The sequence below is a fragment of the Calditrichota bacterium genome (assembly GCA_014359355.1).
GTDB lineage: Bacteria > Zhuqueibacterota > Zhuqueibacteria > JANLFK01 > Oleimicrobiaceae > Oleimicrobium.
Genome location: JACIZP010000194.1, coordinates 1 through 18067 on the forward strand (window position 1 = coordinate 1; position 18067 = coordinate 18067).

At 61.2% G+C, this 18067-nt stretch carries 9 protein-coding genes; 3 read left to right on the plus strand and 6 right to left on the minus strand.

Annotated features, from left to right (window positions below):
* Together H5U38_08640 and H5U38_08645 are read right to left on the minus strand one after the other, a co-directional pair.
* On the minus strand, window positions 1-5130 hold a 5130-nt coding region (locus H5U38_08640; GenBank protein ID MBC7187086.1), incomplete at its 3' end, for a VCBS repeat-containing protein.
* Between the two features lie 227 nt (window positions 5131-5357).
* Window positions 5358-6581, minus strand: a complete 1224-nt coding sequence (locus H5U38_08645) for a DegT/DnrJ/EryC1/StrS family aminotransferase (GenBank protein ID MBC7187087.1) — start codon at window positions 6579-6581, stop codon at window positions 5358-5360.
* A 474-nt stretch (window positions 6582-7055) separates the two neighbouring features.
* Between H5U38_08645 and H5U38_08650 the strand changes: the two genes are divergently transcribed.
* The 3 genes from H5U38_08650 to H5U38_08660 are packed head-to-tail and all read left to right on the plus strand — an operon-like array spanning window position 7056 to window position 9911.
* Window positions 7056-7610 (plus strand): RNA polymerase sigma factor, encoded by a 555-nt coding sequence (locus H5U38_08650; protein ID MBC7187088.1) that lies wholly within the window; start codon window positions 7056-7058, stop codon window positions 7608-7610.
* Between the two features lie 22 nt (window positions 7611-7632).
* The gene (locus tag H5U38_08655; protein MBC7187089.1) at window positions 7633-8544 is read left to right on the plus strand and encodes a HEAT repeat domain-containing protein; all 912 of its coding nucleotides are present in this window, start codon (window positions 7633-7635) and stop codon (window positions 8542-8544) included.
* Window positions 8545-8570: 26 nt separating this feature from the next.
* Window positions 8571-9911, plus strand: coding sequence for a DUF4097 family beta strand repeat protein (locus tag H5U38_08660; GenBank protein MBC7187090.1), 1341 nt, complete (start codon window positions 8571-8573; stop codon window positions 9909-9911).
* Between the two features lie 291 nt (window positions 9912-10202).
* Here the strand turns inward: H5U38_08660 and H5U38_08665 are convergent, their stop codons facing one another.
* From H5U38_08665 to H5U38_08680, 4 genes are read right to left on the minus strand one after another with little or no spacing between them, the layout of a single operon-like run.
* Window positions 10203-12314, minus strand: coding sequence for an insulinase family protein (locus H5U38_08665; GenBank protein ID MBC7187091.1), 2112 nt, complete (start codon window positions 12312-12314; stop codon window positions 10203-10205).
* A gap of 38 nt (window positions 12315-12352) precedes the next feature.
* Window positions 12353-13867, minus strand: coding sequence for an insulinase family protein (locus H5U38_08670; GenBank protein MBC7187092.1), 1515 nt, complete (start codon window positions 13865-13867; stop codon window positions 12353-12355).
* Between the two features lie 23 nt (window positions 13868-13890).
* The gene (locus H5U38_08675) at window positions 13891-15837 is read right to left on the minus strand and encodes a DUF3857 domain-containing protein (protein ID MBC7187093.1); all 1947 of its coding nucleotides are present in this window, start codon (window positions 15835-15837) and stop codon (window positions 13891-13893) included.
* Between the two features lie 31 nt (window positions 15838-15868).
* Entirely contained in the window at window positions 15869-17857 is a 1989-nt protein-coding gene (locus H5U38_08680; GenBank protein ID MBC7187094.1) for a DUF3857 and transglutaminase domain-containing protein, read from the minus strand.
* Window positions 17858-18067 lie beyond the last annotated feature (210 nt).

Here is an 18067-nt window from a genome sequence, read left to right on the forward strand (position 1 = left end):
GTAAATGGCCAACCTCACCCACCCAGCAGCGGGCAGATGGTACTCCAACACTGTCTGTGGATTGAACGGGTTCGGATAGTTCTGCAGGAGTTCAAGGCGCTGCGGCACCGCGCTCTCGGCTACCTGCACGGCGCTCTTCTTGCCTGCCGCGAGTGTGATATAACAAAGCTCCTTCGTTCTGACAAACAGCTTCGAATCGGTTGCCGCCACCACGGGCACCCGTGACCACACCCCTTGCCGGCTGGAGTAGCGGTAGCAGGGGAGGTCGATGGCTCTTGCTACGCCCGCCTCGGCGAGCTGGTCGGCGGAATACTCTATGGCTATGGTGATTGAATCAGCAAACTCGAGACCTTCCGGGCCGAGGTAGTGGTACAGGTCGATCACCTTGAGGCTCTCCGGCAATGCCGGCGGGTGCCAGATGAAGCCCACCTCGACGGGTATCGGTGCGGACAAGGCGCCGGCGGGGACATGCAGTTCAAGTCCAGTCTGCTCCGAGAGGACCTCACCGCCAAGCTGATTGATGGTCTTTCTGACCATGACAAAGGCAGTATCCTCGCAGGCCACGAAGCTAACGGTGGTGTCCAGCCCACCGAGGTGGTACCCCAGGTCGGAGCACCTGACGTGGACGGTGACCGGCGCATTTCTGGCATACGGAACCCGGGGACGGTAGTTGACTGTGTACCTGTCCCCGACCATGAGGGCTGAGACCCTGCCGTTCGTCTGGTCAACGCCAGCCCGCAACACGGCGAGGCCGTCCACCTCCATTTCCAGTGAGCTCACATCCATGCCACCCGTCCGCCCCTGGAGTGCTAAGTACACTGAGGCGTTTCTCGGTACGCCAATGGCTCCCGCGGCCGGATAGGAGCACACCAGTAGGGGAGGTGCGTACTGACCGATGCCGAAATTGGCGATCACCTCTCTCGGCCCATCCATGAGAACCGTCGTCGGAGTTTGCATGCCTTGCAGGTCACCCGTCCATCCCCAGAACGCATAGCCCCCTGCCTGGTTCGACGAAGCGGTGACTGAAACTTGGCTCCCAGCGGCAAACCACTCTCCTGGGGGCGCGGGCGTCACGCTGCCACCCTCAGGGGGATTGCTGCGCGTAGTCAAGTAGTGTTGCAGAAGGAAAGTGGCCACATACGCCGACACCTCGTCGACCACTACCTCGTGACTCTGCTCGCCCCCATCGCTCCACGACTGAAAAACGTACCGCGTGCCCGAGGATACACTCTGCGGCGAGGGTGCTGCGATTGTGTGTCGGCTTCCCTTCGGCCAGGAGAACGTCTGCGGGGCCGCGTATGGGGTGCCATCGACCACGATTTCCCTACCTTCCGGCACAGTGCTAAGGAGAATCTGCCTCAATGCGGCAAAGTTGGCGGTAACGCTGAGCGGACGGTTCATCACCACAGTGGCTGGGTTGCCGAGACCCACGAGGTCACCCGACCAGCCGGCCCAGACGTACCCCTGGCTTGGCGTGGCCGTAAGGACCACCGTCGTGCCTTGTGCATACCACCCGCCTGGAGGCGCTGGCACCAACGTCCCGCCGGCCTCCGGGGATCTGGCCAAGCTCAGGTAGTACTCCGTGGTGAAGCGGGCAGTGTAGAGCGCTTCTCCCGCCACGACCACCGTATGGCTCTGCGCACCGCCATCGCTCCACGTGGAGAACACGTAGCGCAGGCCAGGGGGCCCTGCCTGCGGTGACTGCACCGCGATCGTGTGGGCGGAGCCGACCGCCCAGGCAAAATCCACCGGCGCGGGGTAAGTGACGCCATCTACCACGATCGTCAGCCCAGGTGGGTCGGTGGTTATCCGAACGTGCCCTGGAGGTGTAAAGTTCGCGGTGACGCTTTTCGGCCCATTCATCGTCAGTGAAGCGGGGTTGGCTGTGCCGGAAAGCGCCCCCGACCAGCCCGCGAAGATGTAACCACCGCCGCTGTTGGGTGTAGCGCTCAGTGTGACCACGGCCATGCTGTCGCACCAGAGGCCGGGTGGCTCAGGCACCATGCTCCCGCCCCCAGGCGGATTGACCGCAGTGGTCAGGCGATATTGGGTCTTCCATTGGGCGGTCTCGGTGATGGGGTTGTTCACTACTACGCTCGCCAACGTGTCTGTGCCGCTGTAAGAACCTGCGCCGCTCCCCGCCCAGCGGAGAAAGACCCTGCGAACACCACCGTTGACAACCACCACACCAGGCACGACTCCAAATTGCGCCGTGCTGCCCTGGCGATACCAACCCTGGCCAGAAGGCACCCCATAGGGCGAGTTGACGCTCAGGTAGTGCTCGGTGGCCCAGGAAGCGACCACGCTCTTGGGCCCGTCCATGCGCAGGGAGTCAGTCGCACTCGTCCCGGTGTAGTGCCCTGACCAGCCAGTGAGCACATAGCGAGTGGTGCCATGCACCTCCGGCGTGGTGACGCCGAAACGCGCCATCGAGCCCTCATCGTACCATCCTTGCCCTGTGGGCGACCCATAAGGCGACGTAACCGCAAGGTAGTACTGGGTTCGCCACTCTGCCTGCTCCTGGATGGGATTGTTCATGACCACCGTGGCCACCGCGTTCGGCCCAGTGTAGGCACCGGTCCCTGTCCCCGTCCAACCGACCAACAGCCGCTTGATGCCAGGGGTGCTGGTGTCTGGCGTGCTCACGCCGAATGTGGCGGAACTCCCCGCAGCATACCACCCCGCGCCAAACGGGGCGCCATAGGAGGAGACGACGGTCAGCTCATGCTGCGTCATGAATTGCGCAGTGAAGGTCTGGTTCGAAGCGGGCACGGTTATCGCATGGGTCTGCGCCCCTCCGTCGCTCCAGGCATTGAACACCTGCCGTGTGCCAGGCCCTGCTTGTTGTGGAGACGGAGCTGAGAGCGTATGAGAGGACCCTCGAATCCAGGCAAACGTCTGCGGCGCCACGTACGGCTGGCCATCCACTACCACCTGTAACCCTGGCGGCGTGGTGGTCACCGTTATCTGTTGCGTGAAAACTGAAATGACCAGATTCAACGAGTCCACGGCCGCCGTGGAGAAAACCACTGAGCCTTTCACATAGCCGGCGGCACCATCTCGCACCTCGACGAGAAGGGTTTCACCGGGCGCCCACGTATGCGGAAAGTTCTCGCATTGGATCCAGTAGGTCCCACCGCTGTAGCCGCAGCCTGCCGAGCTCTGCGTGAGCACCTCATCGGGGTAGTTCGACTTGTACGCCGTAAACGTTGCTGTCGGCGGAATACTACCATCCGGGTAGCGTACCTTGCCTGCGACCTTGTGGGGCGTGATCGTCGCGGTAAACTCAACGGCAACCCCTGGCACCGCAGCACAGGTGGCGCGCACCGTTTGCGTCTGGCCCACGCTTCCCATGACGAATCGCGCCGCGGCAATACCCTCGCGGTCAGTCGAAACCGGCTGCGCCTCGAGAAAACGTCCGTTGCCCGTGACGGCCGTGAAAGTGACCTCTGCCCCCACCACCTTCTTGCCATATTGGTCCGTCACCTTGACCCTGAAAGGCGCGGGCAGGGGCACGTTTCCTGGCCCCTGCTGGCCATTGCCATCGAGGAGCGCAAGCTCGGCAGGTTTGGTGAAGTACAGCTTGCTGTTTGCCGGGATCTTGCGCGCCCGCAACGTCGTACCATCCAGCATTACAATTTTGACGTCCACCGTGTCGCGCTGCCCAAGGCCAAAGTGCAGGACGTAGTCGTCCTGGCAAAGGTAGCCATAGGCGCTGAGCATCTGGCGATAGCCGACCAGGTGGCTGCTGTCGTCGCAGCAGCCCTGGTCAAACACCCACACTTTCGTGCCGACACCCCCTTTGTCCCCCTTCGGACCACGGCCATAGACCTTGAGCCAGCGATTGGTGGTCTGCGTGTCGTTGCGTAGCAGACGGTTGGAGTAGCTCGCGCTGGCACCCTTGTTAGCATCGGCGAAATAGATGTCAAGGTCGCCGTCGCCATCGACGTCAGAGATCGCCCCGCCACGGGGGTCGTAGGCGTAGAGCTCCGCGCCCGTGCTCGAAAGCGAAACAAAGGTGCCTCCATCATTGCGGTAAAAGAGACAGCGATTCGGCGAAGTCTCGCTGCCAAAATGCTGGGGGATGTAAAGGTCGAGGTCGCCATCATTGTCCGCGTCGAAGGCGAATACGCTGTACCCCCTGCCGGCGATGTTCAGCGTGTTCGTCACGTCATCAAAATAGCCATCGCCGCGGTTGCGATACACGAACACCTTGCCCAGGTACCGGTTCTGCCCTATGACGAAGAGGTCGAGGTCGCCGTCGTTATCATAGTCGGCGAAGGTGGCGCCGTCGTTCCAGAAGGAGCCGCGCACGCCCCGTTGCGCGGCTTGTTCGCTAAAAGTGCCGTCGCCGTTGTTGATGAAAAGGAGGTTGCACGCAGCGCCCCAGCGGCCATCATGGGTATCATCGCGACGGGAGATGTACACGTCAACGTCACCGTCATTGTCAATGTCGACGGCGGTGACCCCCTGCTGGGTAAAACCGTCCTGGTTGACGTTTTTCAAACCCCAATCGGCCAACTGAAAGGTACCGTTTTTCAGGTTTATGTAGAACTCGTTTGGCTCAGCTTTGTTGGCCGAGACCTCGGCCCCCACGCAATATAGGTCCATGTAGCCGTCATTGTTGGCATCGAACGCCACCACACCCCGCGTGCCGTATGCCCAGTCTTTGATGCCCGCGGCAACAGTGATGTCGTCAAAGTAGCCGTTGCCCCTGTTGCGATAGAGTCGGTTGCGGGCAGTGGTGTTGCCGTTGAACACGTCCCAGTCGTCATCGTTATCCAGATCGAAAAAGACGATCCCATGGCTGCCGATGCCGTAGGAGTCGTAAAGTCCCCGCCGCGATGCTTCCTCCGTGTAGGCTGACCCAGACTTGCTGATGTACAGCACCTCCGGGTAGGAGGAAGTTCCCTCGTTCGCCTGGGAGACGTAGATCTCCGGCAGCCCATCGCCGGTAATGTCGGCCATGGCTACCCCGTGCCCATACACAGACACGCCATTGACCAAGTAGCCCTTGACCGCCTTGGCGGCGGTGACGTCGGTAAAGCGAATCTGCTGCGCGCCGGCGCCAGTTGCCAAGGCACAGAGCAGCAGCACCCCCGCCCTCAGCAAACGGCCCTTGGACTCCATTCCTTCCTGCCTTCCAAATCTTTCTGAAAACGTACTTTGCCCGCTCTCGTGGGCGCGACAAGAAACAGCGGGGAACCTGCTAGTTTCCCCTGCACAGCGTATACATACCCGCAGCAGTGCATGCTGCAGAAACTGCCGCTGGTGGGGGCCAGAAGGGCGATGTGCAGTGGACAAGGCGGGCAAATGGGGCGTGCCGCCCCGCAGAACGGCACGCCCTTCCGAAACGGTCAGAGTTCCTGGGCGTTGGCCTTGATCTTGGCGATTGCCTCGACGATATCGTCCATGTCCTGCTGCGTCCCCAACAGCATATTCTGGGTAAACCAGACAGCCTCTTCATAGCAGGCGCGGTCGGTAACCGGGGTCTTCACCTTGCTGTAGTCAACGGGCAGGGGGATGCTTTTGCCCCGCGGGCCAAATGATTTTCTTAGGAAGACCGGTTGGGCGTTGAGCGGCAGCGAATACCCAGGGCTGCAGGGTATCCCTTCCTTGCGCAGTGCCTCGATGAATCGCGCCTTGGGCGCCCCGCCGAACTCCTCCTTGTGGTAGCGGAAAATGTAGAGATGATGGGACTGGCGCGTTGCCTTAGCAGGGTTAGCCAACGGCTCCACTCCAGGAATCTTGCTCAGCTGTTCGTCAAGGTAGGCAGCGTTCTCGTGGCGAATGGCCTGCAGCTCGTCGAAGCGCCCCAACTGCGCCAAGAGCACGGCGGCCTGGAATTCCGTCATCCGCGAATTGCCGCCGTAGTAGAAATGCTCGTACCACTGTCCGTCGGCGCTGCGCCCGCAGTTGGAATGGGCGCGGGCCATCTTGTCGACCTCCGGGTCATTGGTGGTGATGATGCCCCCTTCCCCGGCATTAATGTTCTTTGACGATTGGAAGCTAAAGGCCCCGGCATCGCCGATAGCGCCCACCCGGTGGCCATCCCACTCCGTGCCCCAGGCCTGGCAGGCGTCTTCCACCACTTTCAGGCCATGCTTGCGCGCAAAAGCCATGATGCGGTCCATGTCTGCCGGCCGACCAGCAAAGTGCACGGGCATAAGGGCGGCCGTGCGGGGCGTCAGGTGCTGGGCAAGGGCCTCTGGGTCCATGTTGTACGTGTCGGGCTCCACGTCGACGAACACCGGCACAGCTCCTGCCTCGAGCACCGCAGTAGCCGAGGCGATAAAAGTGTAGTTGGGCACCAGCACTTCCTGCCCGCTTTCCACGCCCACCGCCATCAAGGCCAAACGTAACGCCGTGGTGCCGCTGTTCACGCAGGTGCCGAAGCGCGCCTGCTGGTAGGCGGCGAACTTTTGCTCGAACTCCTTAACCTTGGTGCCCGCTAACGAGCCCCACTTGCCACTCTTGACCACCTCCGTGAGGTTGGCAATCTCTTCGTCCCCCCACACGGGCCATTTCGGAAAAGGCTTTTCCCGGACCGGAGTCCCACCGTGCAACGCAAGCTTGGCCATAACCATACTCCTTAGTGTCTTAGAAAGACCGCAACCATTCCTCAGCAAAAACGTTCGCGCGAAATATAGGGAAATTCACCATCACCGGCAAGCACTATTTGCGCCATTGTGTCGCGCTTGAAACGCCTTGCTTTTCAAGCGCCCAATACCTACATTCTCGACACAGCGCAGGCTGGCGCTTCAGGACGCGGGGGCATGGCCCTGTGGGAGAGGGCTCTCCGCAGGGCAACCTCTGGGCTGGCGGCCGAATCGCCTTCCAGCTGCGATTGGACCCCGGCGAAGGTCCACGGCGCGCATGGCAAAGTCTTCGCACCTGGAGTGCCACGACTGTCCAGCACCGGCGGCCCATTACCGCAACCTGCACACCTCCGATGTGGCGACAGGATGCACCAGCGAAAAATCCGTCGGCGCCACAATGCTTGCAAACCTTTTGCCGCCTGGTGTGTCTAAGTATGCAGAAAGCGAAGGGAATCCATGGACAGCGAAGAGAGCGCACTCATCCGCAGGGCGCAACAAGGCGAGCGCCAGGCATTCGACCAGATAGTGCGACGCTACGACCAGCGCGTGCTGCGTCTGGCATACGACATATGCGGAAACGTCGAGGACGCCAAGGACGTCTATCAGGAGGTCTTTCTGCGGGTGTTCCGGCAGATCGCCGGCTTTCGCTTTCAGAGTGAGTTCACGACCTGGCTTTACCGTGTTACCCTTAACTGCGCGATCAGCCACCGGAGGCGCCGACAGCCGGCCGCCCCTTCGCTTGAAACCTGGGAAGGAGCGAAGTCACTTGCGCACCAGGGACCGAACCCCCAGCAGGAGGCAGAAGGCGTAGATTTCAGGATACAGCTGGAACATGCCCTGGACTCTCTTTCGCCCAAAGAAAGATCCGTGTTTGTGCTCCGCCACTACCATGGCTACAAGTTGACGGAGATTGCCGAGATTCTGGACACGAAAATAGGGACGGTGAAGAACTACCTGTTTCGCGCAACGCAGAAGATACGGCAGCAGTTGGTCAGCTACCCCCGTGACTGAGGAGAAAAGGACTCGCTGAGCCATGAAACCATGCCGAAAATACCGCCGACAGCTTGCTCTCTACGCCTCAGGAGATCTGTCCTCTGAGGAAGAAGAGCTCCTGCGTCTCCACGTGCAGGCGTGCCCGGCTTGTGCGGCCGAAATGGAGGAGTTGCGCCGCCTTGTGAGCCGCTTCCAGGAACGCAGCGGCTTGGCAATCGACCAAACCCTGCTGGACGAGTGCCGGGCGGAGTTGTGGGATCGACTTCGTATGCAGCGCCTCATGGAGGGCCGCCGCCAGGCCTGGAGACCGGCTTGGCGTAGCTGGCGGCCTGCCGTGAGAATCGCCGCTGCCATTTGCCTCCTCGTGGCAGGCGTATTCATAGGGCGCTATCTCCTCCCCTGGCAGCCGCGCCCCTTGGCCGAGGCGCCCCTGTTTGACCGAAGTGCCTTAGATGTTCGCGGCTTCTCATACGATCCCGACTCGCGGCAGGTCGAGGTGCAGCTCGGCGACCTTGTGTTGCGGGGCGCACCTTCTGACCCGCGCATTCGGGCACTCCTGGTCCACACGCTCACCGAGGCAGACAACCCCGGAGTGCGGTTGCGCACGGTGAAAGCCCTCGCCTCGCCGCCTTTGGCCGACGAAGAGGTTGAGGCCGCCTTGATTGCCGCCCTGGAAAAGGACCCGAACACCGGAGTGCGGCTGCAGGCGATCCGAGTGCTCAAGGAGTTCCCTTTGAGCAGGCCCATCAAACAGGCGCTTATCCGGGTGCTGCTCACCGAGCGCAACCCCAGCCTCCGCAAAGAGGCAATCGACGCGCTGAGCAGCCGTGCCTTTGACCCTGACATTGCCCCAACCCTGAGCGGGTTAGCAAAAAGCGATACGAGCGCCTACGTGCGCCGCAGGGCGGGGAAGGCCTTGGAGCGACGCGAGACGTCGCCAGCCAGTCGTTAGAACCAAGAAGCATAGGAGAACCAACCATGAAACCACGTCCGCAGCGCTTCGTGATGGCTGCCCTTCTGCTCTGCCTTGCCCTGACGCTCATGCCCGGTGCGTCTATGGGCCAGAAGTTGAGCAAGCAGGGGCGGCGTTGGGTGGCGGAAATCGAGAACAGCTTTGCCGTCCAGCCTGGCGGACAGTTGAGAATGCACGACATCAGCGGCGACGTGGCCATCCGCACCTGGGATAAGGCGGAGGTCTACATCCTCGAGCGCCGGCGGATGGACGTCTTCACCAAGGAAGAAGCTGAGGAGGCCGTCAAACGAGCCAAAGTCGGCTACCGCCAAGTGGGGAACAGCGTCGAGGTCGACGGCAGCGAATTCCTGCGGCGCTGGCTGGAGAGTAGCTTTGAGGTGCACGTGCCGGTGCGCTTTGACGTCGAGGTCAGCACCAGCGGAGGAGACCTCTCGCTGAGCGTCCTCATTGGGACTATCAAGCTCAGGACCGCCGGCGGTGACATTGCGGTCCGCCAGACAGCTGGCGACGCCGAGCTGAGCACCTCCGGTGGCGACATCACCATCGATGGCAACGACGGCGTGCTTAGCGCGTCCACTGCAGGGGGAGACATCCGCGCCCTGCGCATTACGCAACGCGCCAAGCTCACCACCTCAGGCGGCGACATCGAGCTGGGCGAGATCGGCGGCACCGTGGAGGCGTCCACGGCCGGAGGCGACATTGTCGTGCGCGACTGCAAGGGGAGCGCGCGCGTCAAGACCTCGGGTGGTGACATCATGCTGGTCAACGTGGGCGGCGAAGCGGAGGCGACCACCTCGGGCGGTGATATCGAAGTCCGCGGATCCACAGGAGCGGTCAAGGCCTCCACCTCGGGCGGCGATGTGACGCTCTTCGACATCGGTGGGCCGATCAGCGCCAAGACCGCCGGCGGCGATATCCGCTCCCAAGGGATCAAGGGCGGAGTGCAGGCGAGCACCTTGGGCGGGGACATTCACCTGCGGGGCGTGCAGGGCTTCATCGAGGCCTCCACCGCCGGCGGCGACATCTACGGGGAGATGACCCTTGCCGACTTTTCCCTGGACCACCACGTGCGCATGAAGACCTCTGGAGGCGAGGTGACCCTGGTCATCCCCGAGGCTTTGCCTACAACTGTGCACGCCGTGCTGAAAATCACTGACCGGGCCATGGAACGATACGAGATACTCTCCGACTTTGCCCTGACCATCAAAGAGGAAGAGGGGACAGGATGGGGCCGGCGCATCGAGAAGGTGATCGTTGCTACGGGTGAGCTCAACGGTGGCGGCGATCCCATCGAGATCGAGACCACCAACGGCAACATTCGCCTCAAGAAGCTGCGCAAGCCGTAGGCAATGCCAATGAGGGCGGGGCACCACCTTGCTCCGCCCTGGCCGCCCGGCTTCGAGAGCCCGCTCCCGCAATCCAGCTCCGCGGCTACTCGCGCTGCTCGGAAGCCCTCGTCCGAGCCCAGGCGGACCGCGGACCCTGCACTTTCGTCCCCCGCGCATAGCCGGCACAAGCACGACCACGGAGGGGCACGAGACCTTCTGGACTCGCGGTCAATCTCCCCAAGAAAAGACCTGCCCCTCAGCAGTGCCGGCCAAGGGGCAGGAACAAGTTCTGACAGGTGAACGTTACGGTTACTTCTCGAACCAGGCGGGGTCAACAGGAACGTTCAGCCGCACCTCTTTGAACACGGTCTCTGATCGCTTCTTCCCGCCCACGCTGACCACCGACCGGAAGGGGATCCAGGCGTAGCCCAGCTGTCTGTAATCGGAAAGGACTTCTTCGTGCTGGGCCGGGCCCTGTTCGCTGATGTCCTGGTAGATGGTGCCGACCGGCCGCATGGTCTTCGGGTCAGCAAGGATGTGGAACGGCGCCCGCTCGTTCAGCACGAGCAGGTCGATGGCCTTCGCCCCGGCGAACTCCCGCTCGCCAAGGTACTGCACCCTGTAGTCCGGCCAGTGCCCCAACACCCAGACGAGGTCACGGGCCAGGCTGGCCTTGTAGCTCTCCACTTGCGCCTGCGGCATGGGCATGGTCCCCTGGGCAGTCTTCATCCACCCCTCATCGCCTTTGACCACCATAGTGACCGACCCCATGGGAGTGGTCAGCACGACGCGCATGCGGTCAGGATAGACGATGAGCAGCTCGCCTGTGAGCGACATCTCACCTCCGGGCGTCACCATGGTAAGCTCAACAGCGGCCTGGAGGTTAGCGATCTTCTCCAAGACGTCTGGGCTGCCGCAGGCTTCACTGACGAGCTCGATGAGGTTGCGGCCCTGGGCGAGCGTCTGCGGTGTCGGCGGCGGGATCTTTTCCGCCGGAGCCGGGATGGTGATATCGATGACGTTCACCTTTCCGAGCACTGCCAGTGGCTCGTCAAAATCTTCTTGCTTGCCGACCACTAGGATGCGCACCTTGTCCGGGCGGAGGTACTCCTTTGCCACGCGCAGAATGTCGGCCTTGGTGACCTTCTCGACCGCCTGCCTAGTCTTCTCCATAAAGTCCGGAGGGTAGCCGAAATAGGCGTAGGTCAGCAGGCGGTTGACGATTTTCGCCTTGGAGTCGAACTCGAAGACAAAGCCGTTGAGGAAGCTATCCTTGGCGCGCGCCAGCTCCTCGTCGCTCACCTCGGCGGTGCGCAGCTTTTCAAGCTCTTCCAAGATGAGGCGAATAGCTTTCACCGTGCTCTGCGACTTGGTCTGGCACCCGCAGCTAAAGATGCCAGGATGATCATAGTTCGCACTGAACCTCCCCCATACCGAATAGGCCAGGCCCTCTTCGGTGCGAACCCGCTTGAACAATCGCTCCAGCGACAAGATCTCGTTCATCACCAGCCAGACGGGAAAGTCCGGGTTGTTGAGCTCGCCTCCGATGTGGCCGAGCATGATGTTGCTCTGGTTCACGTCCGGTTTGTGCACGTAGTTGACGGAAAAGTCGTACTGGTACTGCACCGTCGGCACGGGTGGCACCTGCTCGCGGCTGGGTTGCCAGGTCGCAAAGGCCTTTTCCAACTTGCGCCGCATCTCCTTGGCCGAAAAGTCGCCCCACACAGCCATCAGCACGTTGTTGGGGAAAAAGAAGTGCCGATGGAAGGCAACGATGTCATCGCGCGAAATCGCGTCGATGGTGGCGTACTCGGGGTGCCGTGCGTAGGGACTTTGCGCGCCGTAGATGAGCTTCTCAAACTCCCGATTGGTGATCTGCCCCACGTCGTCATTGCGGCGGGCAATGGCGGAGCGCTGCTCGATCTTGGCCAGCTCGATCTTCTCATCGGGAAAGAGCGGACGCATCAGCAGATCGGCCATCACCTCGAGGCCGGTGGCGATGTCCTCTTTGAAGACCGAAACGGAAACATAGCCGGAATTCTCACCGATGGAGGATTCGACGCTGGCGCCGAGCTTTTCCAGGAGGCGATCCAGCTCGTCGCCGGGGAACTTGGCCGAGCCACCAGTGCGCAAGACCGTGCCCGTGATCGCCGCCAGACCCACCTTGTCGGCGGGCTCATACACCGAGCCGGTGCGAATCATTGCCCGCAGGTCGATGGTGGGATAGTCGTGGTCTTCCACGAGAAAGACCCTCATGCCGTTCTTCAAGGTCACGCTCTCCACCGCAGGCAAGGTGATCTTGCCAAGGGGCGGATGCACAAACTGCTCTTTCGGGTTCTTTTGCGCCCAAAGGGCGCTGATCCAAACGCCGCTGGCCAGCACGGCAGCGACAACGGTCGAGAGGTATTTCCGATTCTTCATTGCTTGTCCCTCGTAGCTACTCGTGCAATGACTGCTGGTTAGCGCGAAGCGCTCTTTTCCGGCACGATCTCGCCAATGGTGCGATTGCGGGTCGTCAGATAAGTCTTGGCCACCCGCTGGATATCGGCCGCCGTGACCGCCTCGACACGATTGAGCTGCTCAAAGGTCGCGCGCCAATCGCCCAGCAGTACCTCGGCGTTGGCCAGCATCTCGGCCATGCCCGCGTTGGACTTCATCCTGTCCAGGAGTCCTTTCTTGGTCATGCGCTTGTACTTGGTCAACTCCTCCTTGGTCACCGCAGCTTCCTTCAGCTTGTCGATTTCGGCATCAATCACTGCAAGACACTCAGCCGAGGTGTGGTCCTTGGCAGGAATGGCGTAAAAGGCGATAAGGTTGGGGTACTTGTCACCCGGGAAGCCGTTGAAGCAACCGGTTTGGACGGCAATCTTGCGCTTCTTCACCATTTCCTCGTACAGCCTGCTCGAACGGCCTATGCCGACGATGTTGGCCAGAGCGTCGAGAGGGTAGTGGTCCGCGTGGCGAATGGACGGGCGATGGTAGCCAACGAGCAGCACCGGCTCCGACTGCGCCACCACCTCGACGCGGCGCTGCCCCCACTGCTCTGGCTCTTCGGTGCGAGGGCCTTCCGGTTTGGGGCCACTGGGAATGCGCCCAAAGTACAACTCCGCCAGGCGGAAGACCTCCTCAGCATCGACATCTCCGACAATGGCCACTACCATGTTGCTGGGGATGTAGAACTTGCGGAAATAGGCCTCCACGTCCCTTCGGGTAATGCGCTCCAGGTCGGACATGTGGCCAATGACTTCGTGGTGGTAGGGGTGGGCCTTGAAAGCCGTCGCCAAGAAGTCCTCGATGAGCCGCCCTATGGGCCTGGTCTCCAAACTCAGCCGACGTTCCTCCATGACCACGTCGCGTTCTTTGTAGAACTCGCGGAACACGGGATTGAGGAAGCGATCTGAGGTGAGCGCCATCCAGAACTCCAACCGGTTAGCAGGCAGGGAGTTGATGTATTGGGTGGCGTCGTTGCTGGTGTACGCGTTCACGGCGCGGTCGCCTTCCTTACGCAGCAGGTCGACGAACTCGTCAGTGACCACGTACTGCTTGGCCTCTGCCTCAAGGGTGGCAAATTGGTGTTGGAGCCTGCCAATTTTCGCAGAGTCGGGACGGGGGGAGTGTCGCTCCCGCTGCAGTTCCTCGTAGACGGAGTCGAGGCGGGCCAAGACTACAGCCTCCTGCGCATAATCGGTGGTGCCCACGGTCGTGCTCCCCTTGAAGGCCATGTGTTCCAGCAAGTGGGAGATGCCGGTGATGCCATAGGATTCGTTGGCGCTACCGACGTCGGCGTAGACATGAAAGGAGGCCACTGGCGCATCGCGGCGTTCCATGACGATGACCTTCATGCCGTTGCTGAGCGTCTTATCCTTGACCTTGCTCTTCATGGCCTCAAGGCTCTGGGCGTAGAGGCTCCCGGTCACGAGCCCAAGGAGCAAACACGCGGTTACTGCCGCGCCTCCTAGGCGGGAAACTCGCATTGCAGTTCCTCCTGTGCTTGTCCTCACTTCACCTTTTCCAAGAGAATCATCGTGTTCCGGCGATGCACATAGTCATCGTACACAGCCTTGTACTGGCCGTACTTCTCCACTGGTATGGTTTGCCGCCGCAGGAGCACTGTCCTCTTCTCCACCACCACATTGGGGTCTTTCGCGTCGCTCTGGTAGTCGAGCCCCCACGCGCCGAACTCGTTTTCCACGGCGACCTTAGCCGGCAGGTAGGCCACCCGAAAGCCCATTGGCAACCGGAAGCGCCGCTCGGATTCGAAGCTACAATTCATCCCAATGTGGAAGGGGTACCTGCGTTCCTGCACCGTGGGGCGATAGGGAGTCGCCTCCAGAAAGTCGAAGCCCATGGGCGGGAGGAGGCAGACCAACATGTCACCTTCGGCCACGGCATAGTCGGGCGACTCGTACGCCCATGTCATCTGGGAGGGAACGGCAAGGTCCTTCAAGCTCGACAGCGACCGCGTCGTGATTTTGGTCCCTTCGCCCACCCTACTTGCCGCCTGCTCGAAGAGTTGCTCGAGCTCCTTGGGGGTCAAATCCTTGACGCGTGAGCGCAGCCGGCGGTCAAAAGCACCGTCGACGCAAAGTTCCTCGCTGCCGCGCAACGTACCGTCGCCCGCGAAAATGTATTGGCCGCGCAGCACGAAGCTATTCACCTGGGCAGCGAATGGCGGCACAGTGGCCAGCTCGCCGCCCTTTTCCGTGAAGACCAAGGCCTGCGCCCCATCGCCACCTGGGAAGTAACCGTACCGACAATCCTCCGCAAAGGGGTCAAGCCAAAGACTTTGTCCGGAACGCAGCATGGCGCGCACGTAGATGGCGTCAAACTGCTTCGGCGTGGGGATCTCCACCAGCAATGCAGCACCGTTGCGCTTGACAAAGGCCACGTCCGCGCGCACTCCCGCAGCGCTGAGCAAAGCAGTAAGCAAGGTAGCTTTGTCCCGCCAGTCACCGTACATGTTCTCCAGCACCTGAGAAGCTGGGTGAGGCGCATAGCCCGTTACCCCCAATGGCAAGCTGACGTTGCGCACCCTGCTCACCAACCAGAGGTAGACTGCTCGCACCCTATCTTCCTCACTGCCGAGGCCCTTGGTGAGCTCGGCAGCCTTGGCCTGGATGGCTGAGTTCGGCTGCACTTTGTCACGGAACTGGTCCCGGAGCCACGTCCCCAACGCTTCCCACGAGGGGCAGGAGCTGTAGAGCAGCCGCGGCTCCATCTCGGGAGGCATGTAGGGCTCGGCAATGATTTGTGGTGCCTTCTCCACGCGCCAGGTGTAGACCTTCTTGTCGCCCTTGTCCGAGACCACAGGCTCCGGGATGTCAGCGGCAGACTTGAAAGAAAACTCCAGCCCTTTGGGCACCACCACCGTGTACTCCTTGACCATGATGGGCTCATCGCCCTGGAAAGTGGTCATGCCCCAAAAGTACTTGTCGCCGGTTTCGTCAGGTCTGTGATAGGTGCGCCGCTTGAGCTCAAGGCAGATGTTCGGCGCCACTTCCGGGTAGGAGATAACTTTCTGGTGAAAATCGGCATAGACAGACGCATCGGCGAGCTCCGGCGGGGTAATGTCGTTGATTGCCTCCTTCTCCACCGGGATCGGTGCCCCGATACGCCTGCGCGTCTGCGCCAGCAGGACCTCCATGCTATCGGTCTTCAAGTTGTAGGTGCGCTTCAGGTCGGCAAACTTGGTCTTGCCGCGGTCACGCAGGATTTTCACCAAAAAGTGCTCGCTGGTCACCGCGCTGCCGTCGTCGTTCACCTCATGCACCACCTGCTCCAAGAGGATCACCGCGCCAGCCTCCGGAAACTCTGAAAAGCGTGGCGACTCCCGCACCATCCGGCGTATGTCCTCGTCGGTGTACTGGGTCTGGGCGGCGGCCATGACGACAAGACCCAGCCCCAGGATCGCTGACAACAAGTGCCGCATCATATGCCTGGTCATCGTCTGTTCCCTTTCCATTGGAAGAGAGCGGTCAGTTGGCCCTCTCAAGGATGATTTCGCCACGGGTGGAGCGCTGTGCCGTCTTCATAACCTGCTTGAGTTGCAGGTATTCCTCTGGAGAGTAGATCTTGCGCCTCAGCGCCAGTTTGCTGGTGAACTGCACGGCCGTGGTGGGCTCTGGCTCCTCAACGCGTGTCTCGGCAAACTGCATGCTGTAGCCCACCGCTGGCTGCTCCACGCGGACCTCATTGGGCAAGGCTTTTACTCTGAATCCGTTGGGAATGACGAGCGTTTCTTCGCACAGCGAGGCCAGAGTCGTCTGCAGATTGAACGGATAGGTACGTTTGGGCAGATTGGCCATGCGCAAGAACTGGTTGCCAAGCAGGTCAAAAACGCCACCTGCCAGTGGGTTCTTCACCAACAGGTACTTGCCGGCCCGCAGGGCAAAATCCTGGGCCTTCAGCCGAATGTCCAGCGTGAGCGGATGGTAGAGGTCCTCCGGATCGCCAAAGGTTACCTCCTCCACCACCAATCCGGGGAAGGCGGATGCCCCCAACTCCTGGAACACGTTCTTGAGACGGGCGGGCGGCAGTGCCTTCACCACCTGACGGAGCGCCAAGTCGTAGATGCCTTTCGCTTCAACGTGGATAAGGCCACTCATTGACCCATCTTCCTGCAGCCTGGTAGTAGCGGCAAAATGAGCGGCGTTGTCCTCGGCAGGACTGTAGGGCGTGCGCGCCAAGCTGTCTCCCGCAGCGGTGAGCACCAGCGTGACCTGTTCTGCCTCCACGGACATGAGCAGGTCCATGCCATTCTCAACGGTGGGGTCTATGTAGACGTAGCCGCCCCCCTCAGGTACAGCCACGATGCCATGGCTCCACAAGAGGTTGGGAACCTCGCTGTACTGCTCATAGCCCGCGGAGGTGTACACGACATAGGCAGGGATGCCCACCTCGCGCAACATCGCAGTAAGGAGCACTGCCACATCGCGGCATACGCCATACTTGGTCTCGTAGGTCTTGGTGGCTGGCTTGGGGTCGTACCCCGTTTTCTTGCCCAGGCCGATGCCCATGTAGCGGACCTTCTGCGCCACAAAGTGGTACAGCGCAAGCAGCGTGTCCTGCCGCGTAGCGCAGCCGCGCACCAGCCGGTGCGTCTCGGCCCGCAGCGCCTCGTTCATGTCGATGTACTGCTCATTGAGCTGATACCCCCAACGAGAAATCTGTCGCCACGAAGCGATCGTCGACGCCCACACCCCTGGGGCCACGTTAATCAGCGAGGGCATGGCCGGCTCCGCCACGATGCGCGGCTGGTTGTCCGCCCACCAGCGGTAGGTCACTGAGCCGTCCTGTTCGCTACGGGCAAAACGGACGCTCCCAGAGGGATCGTTCTGCACCTTGTAGCGCAAAGGCCGCGCCGCCGGGCCCGTAACCACCAGCTCATCGTGGACCACTGGATCCATCTCTTGGAAGAGGTACATCACATCGAACTCGCCGTGGATCACCGCACGATGGCAGGTATCAATGACCATAAATTCGGTAGCATCGCCCACCTCTAGACCGGGGAAGGTGATGACCAGCTGCCGCATGTCCGGCTCGTAGATGTTCATGGCTGCCACTTCCGGAATGGTCTGGTCTTTGATGTTCTCTGCCGGCACATCGACCACGGAGCCATTGGGTTTGATCACCCTGGCCAGGGTGACGTGCATGCGGTCATATTTGCGATAATACTGGAAGCGCTCCTGGCCATGCTGTTTTCTCCCCTCATCGCTGAGGATCTTCCGCAGGCCGTACACCGTCGCCACGTAGGTACCATCGAGCTGGTTCAGGTACTCGGTCTTCATGTCCACCAGGATCGTATTGGCCTCGGGGTGCTTCTCTGGACCACCGGCAGCTGCGAGCTTTTCCATGACCTCAGCTGGCGCCACCGCCTGGGCCAGCGCTGTGGAGCACCATGCTGACCCAACAAGCGCAAGGGCCGTAATCATATGCAGCATGCCACGCGCGTGCAGTTTCGTCATCTTTCGACTCCCACAGGCTGATGCGCTTCGCCCGAAACCCGTAGGCGCTGCGGGTTCACACCCCAAGCGCCCTCCCAATGCGAGAACCATTCATACTACACGAGAAAAGGTTCCTCTATTCTGCCTACCAGCTACGATGCATTCATACGAAACCGCAAGGCAAATGTTCCTTGCCACGAGCCGAGAGAGCCTCAAGCGACATGCGGCCCT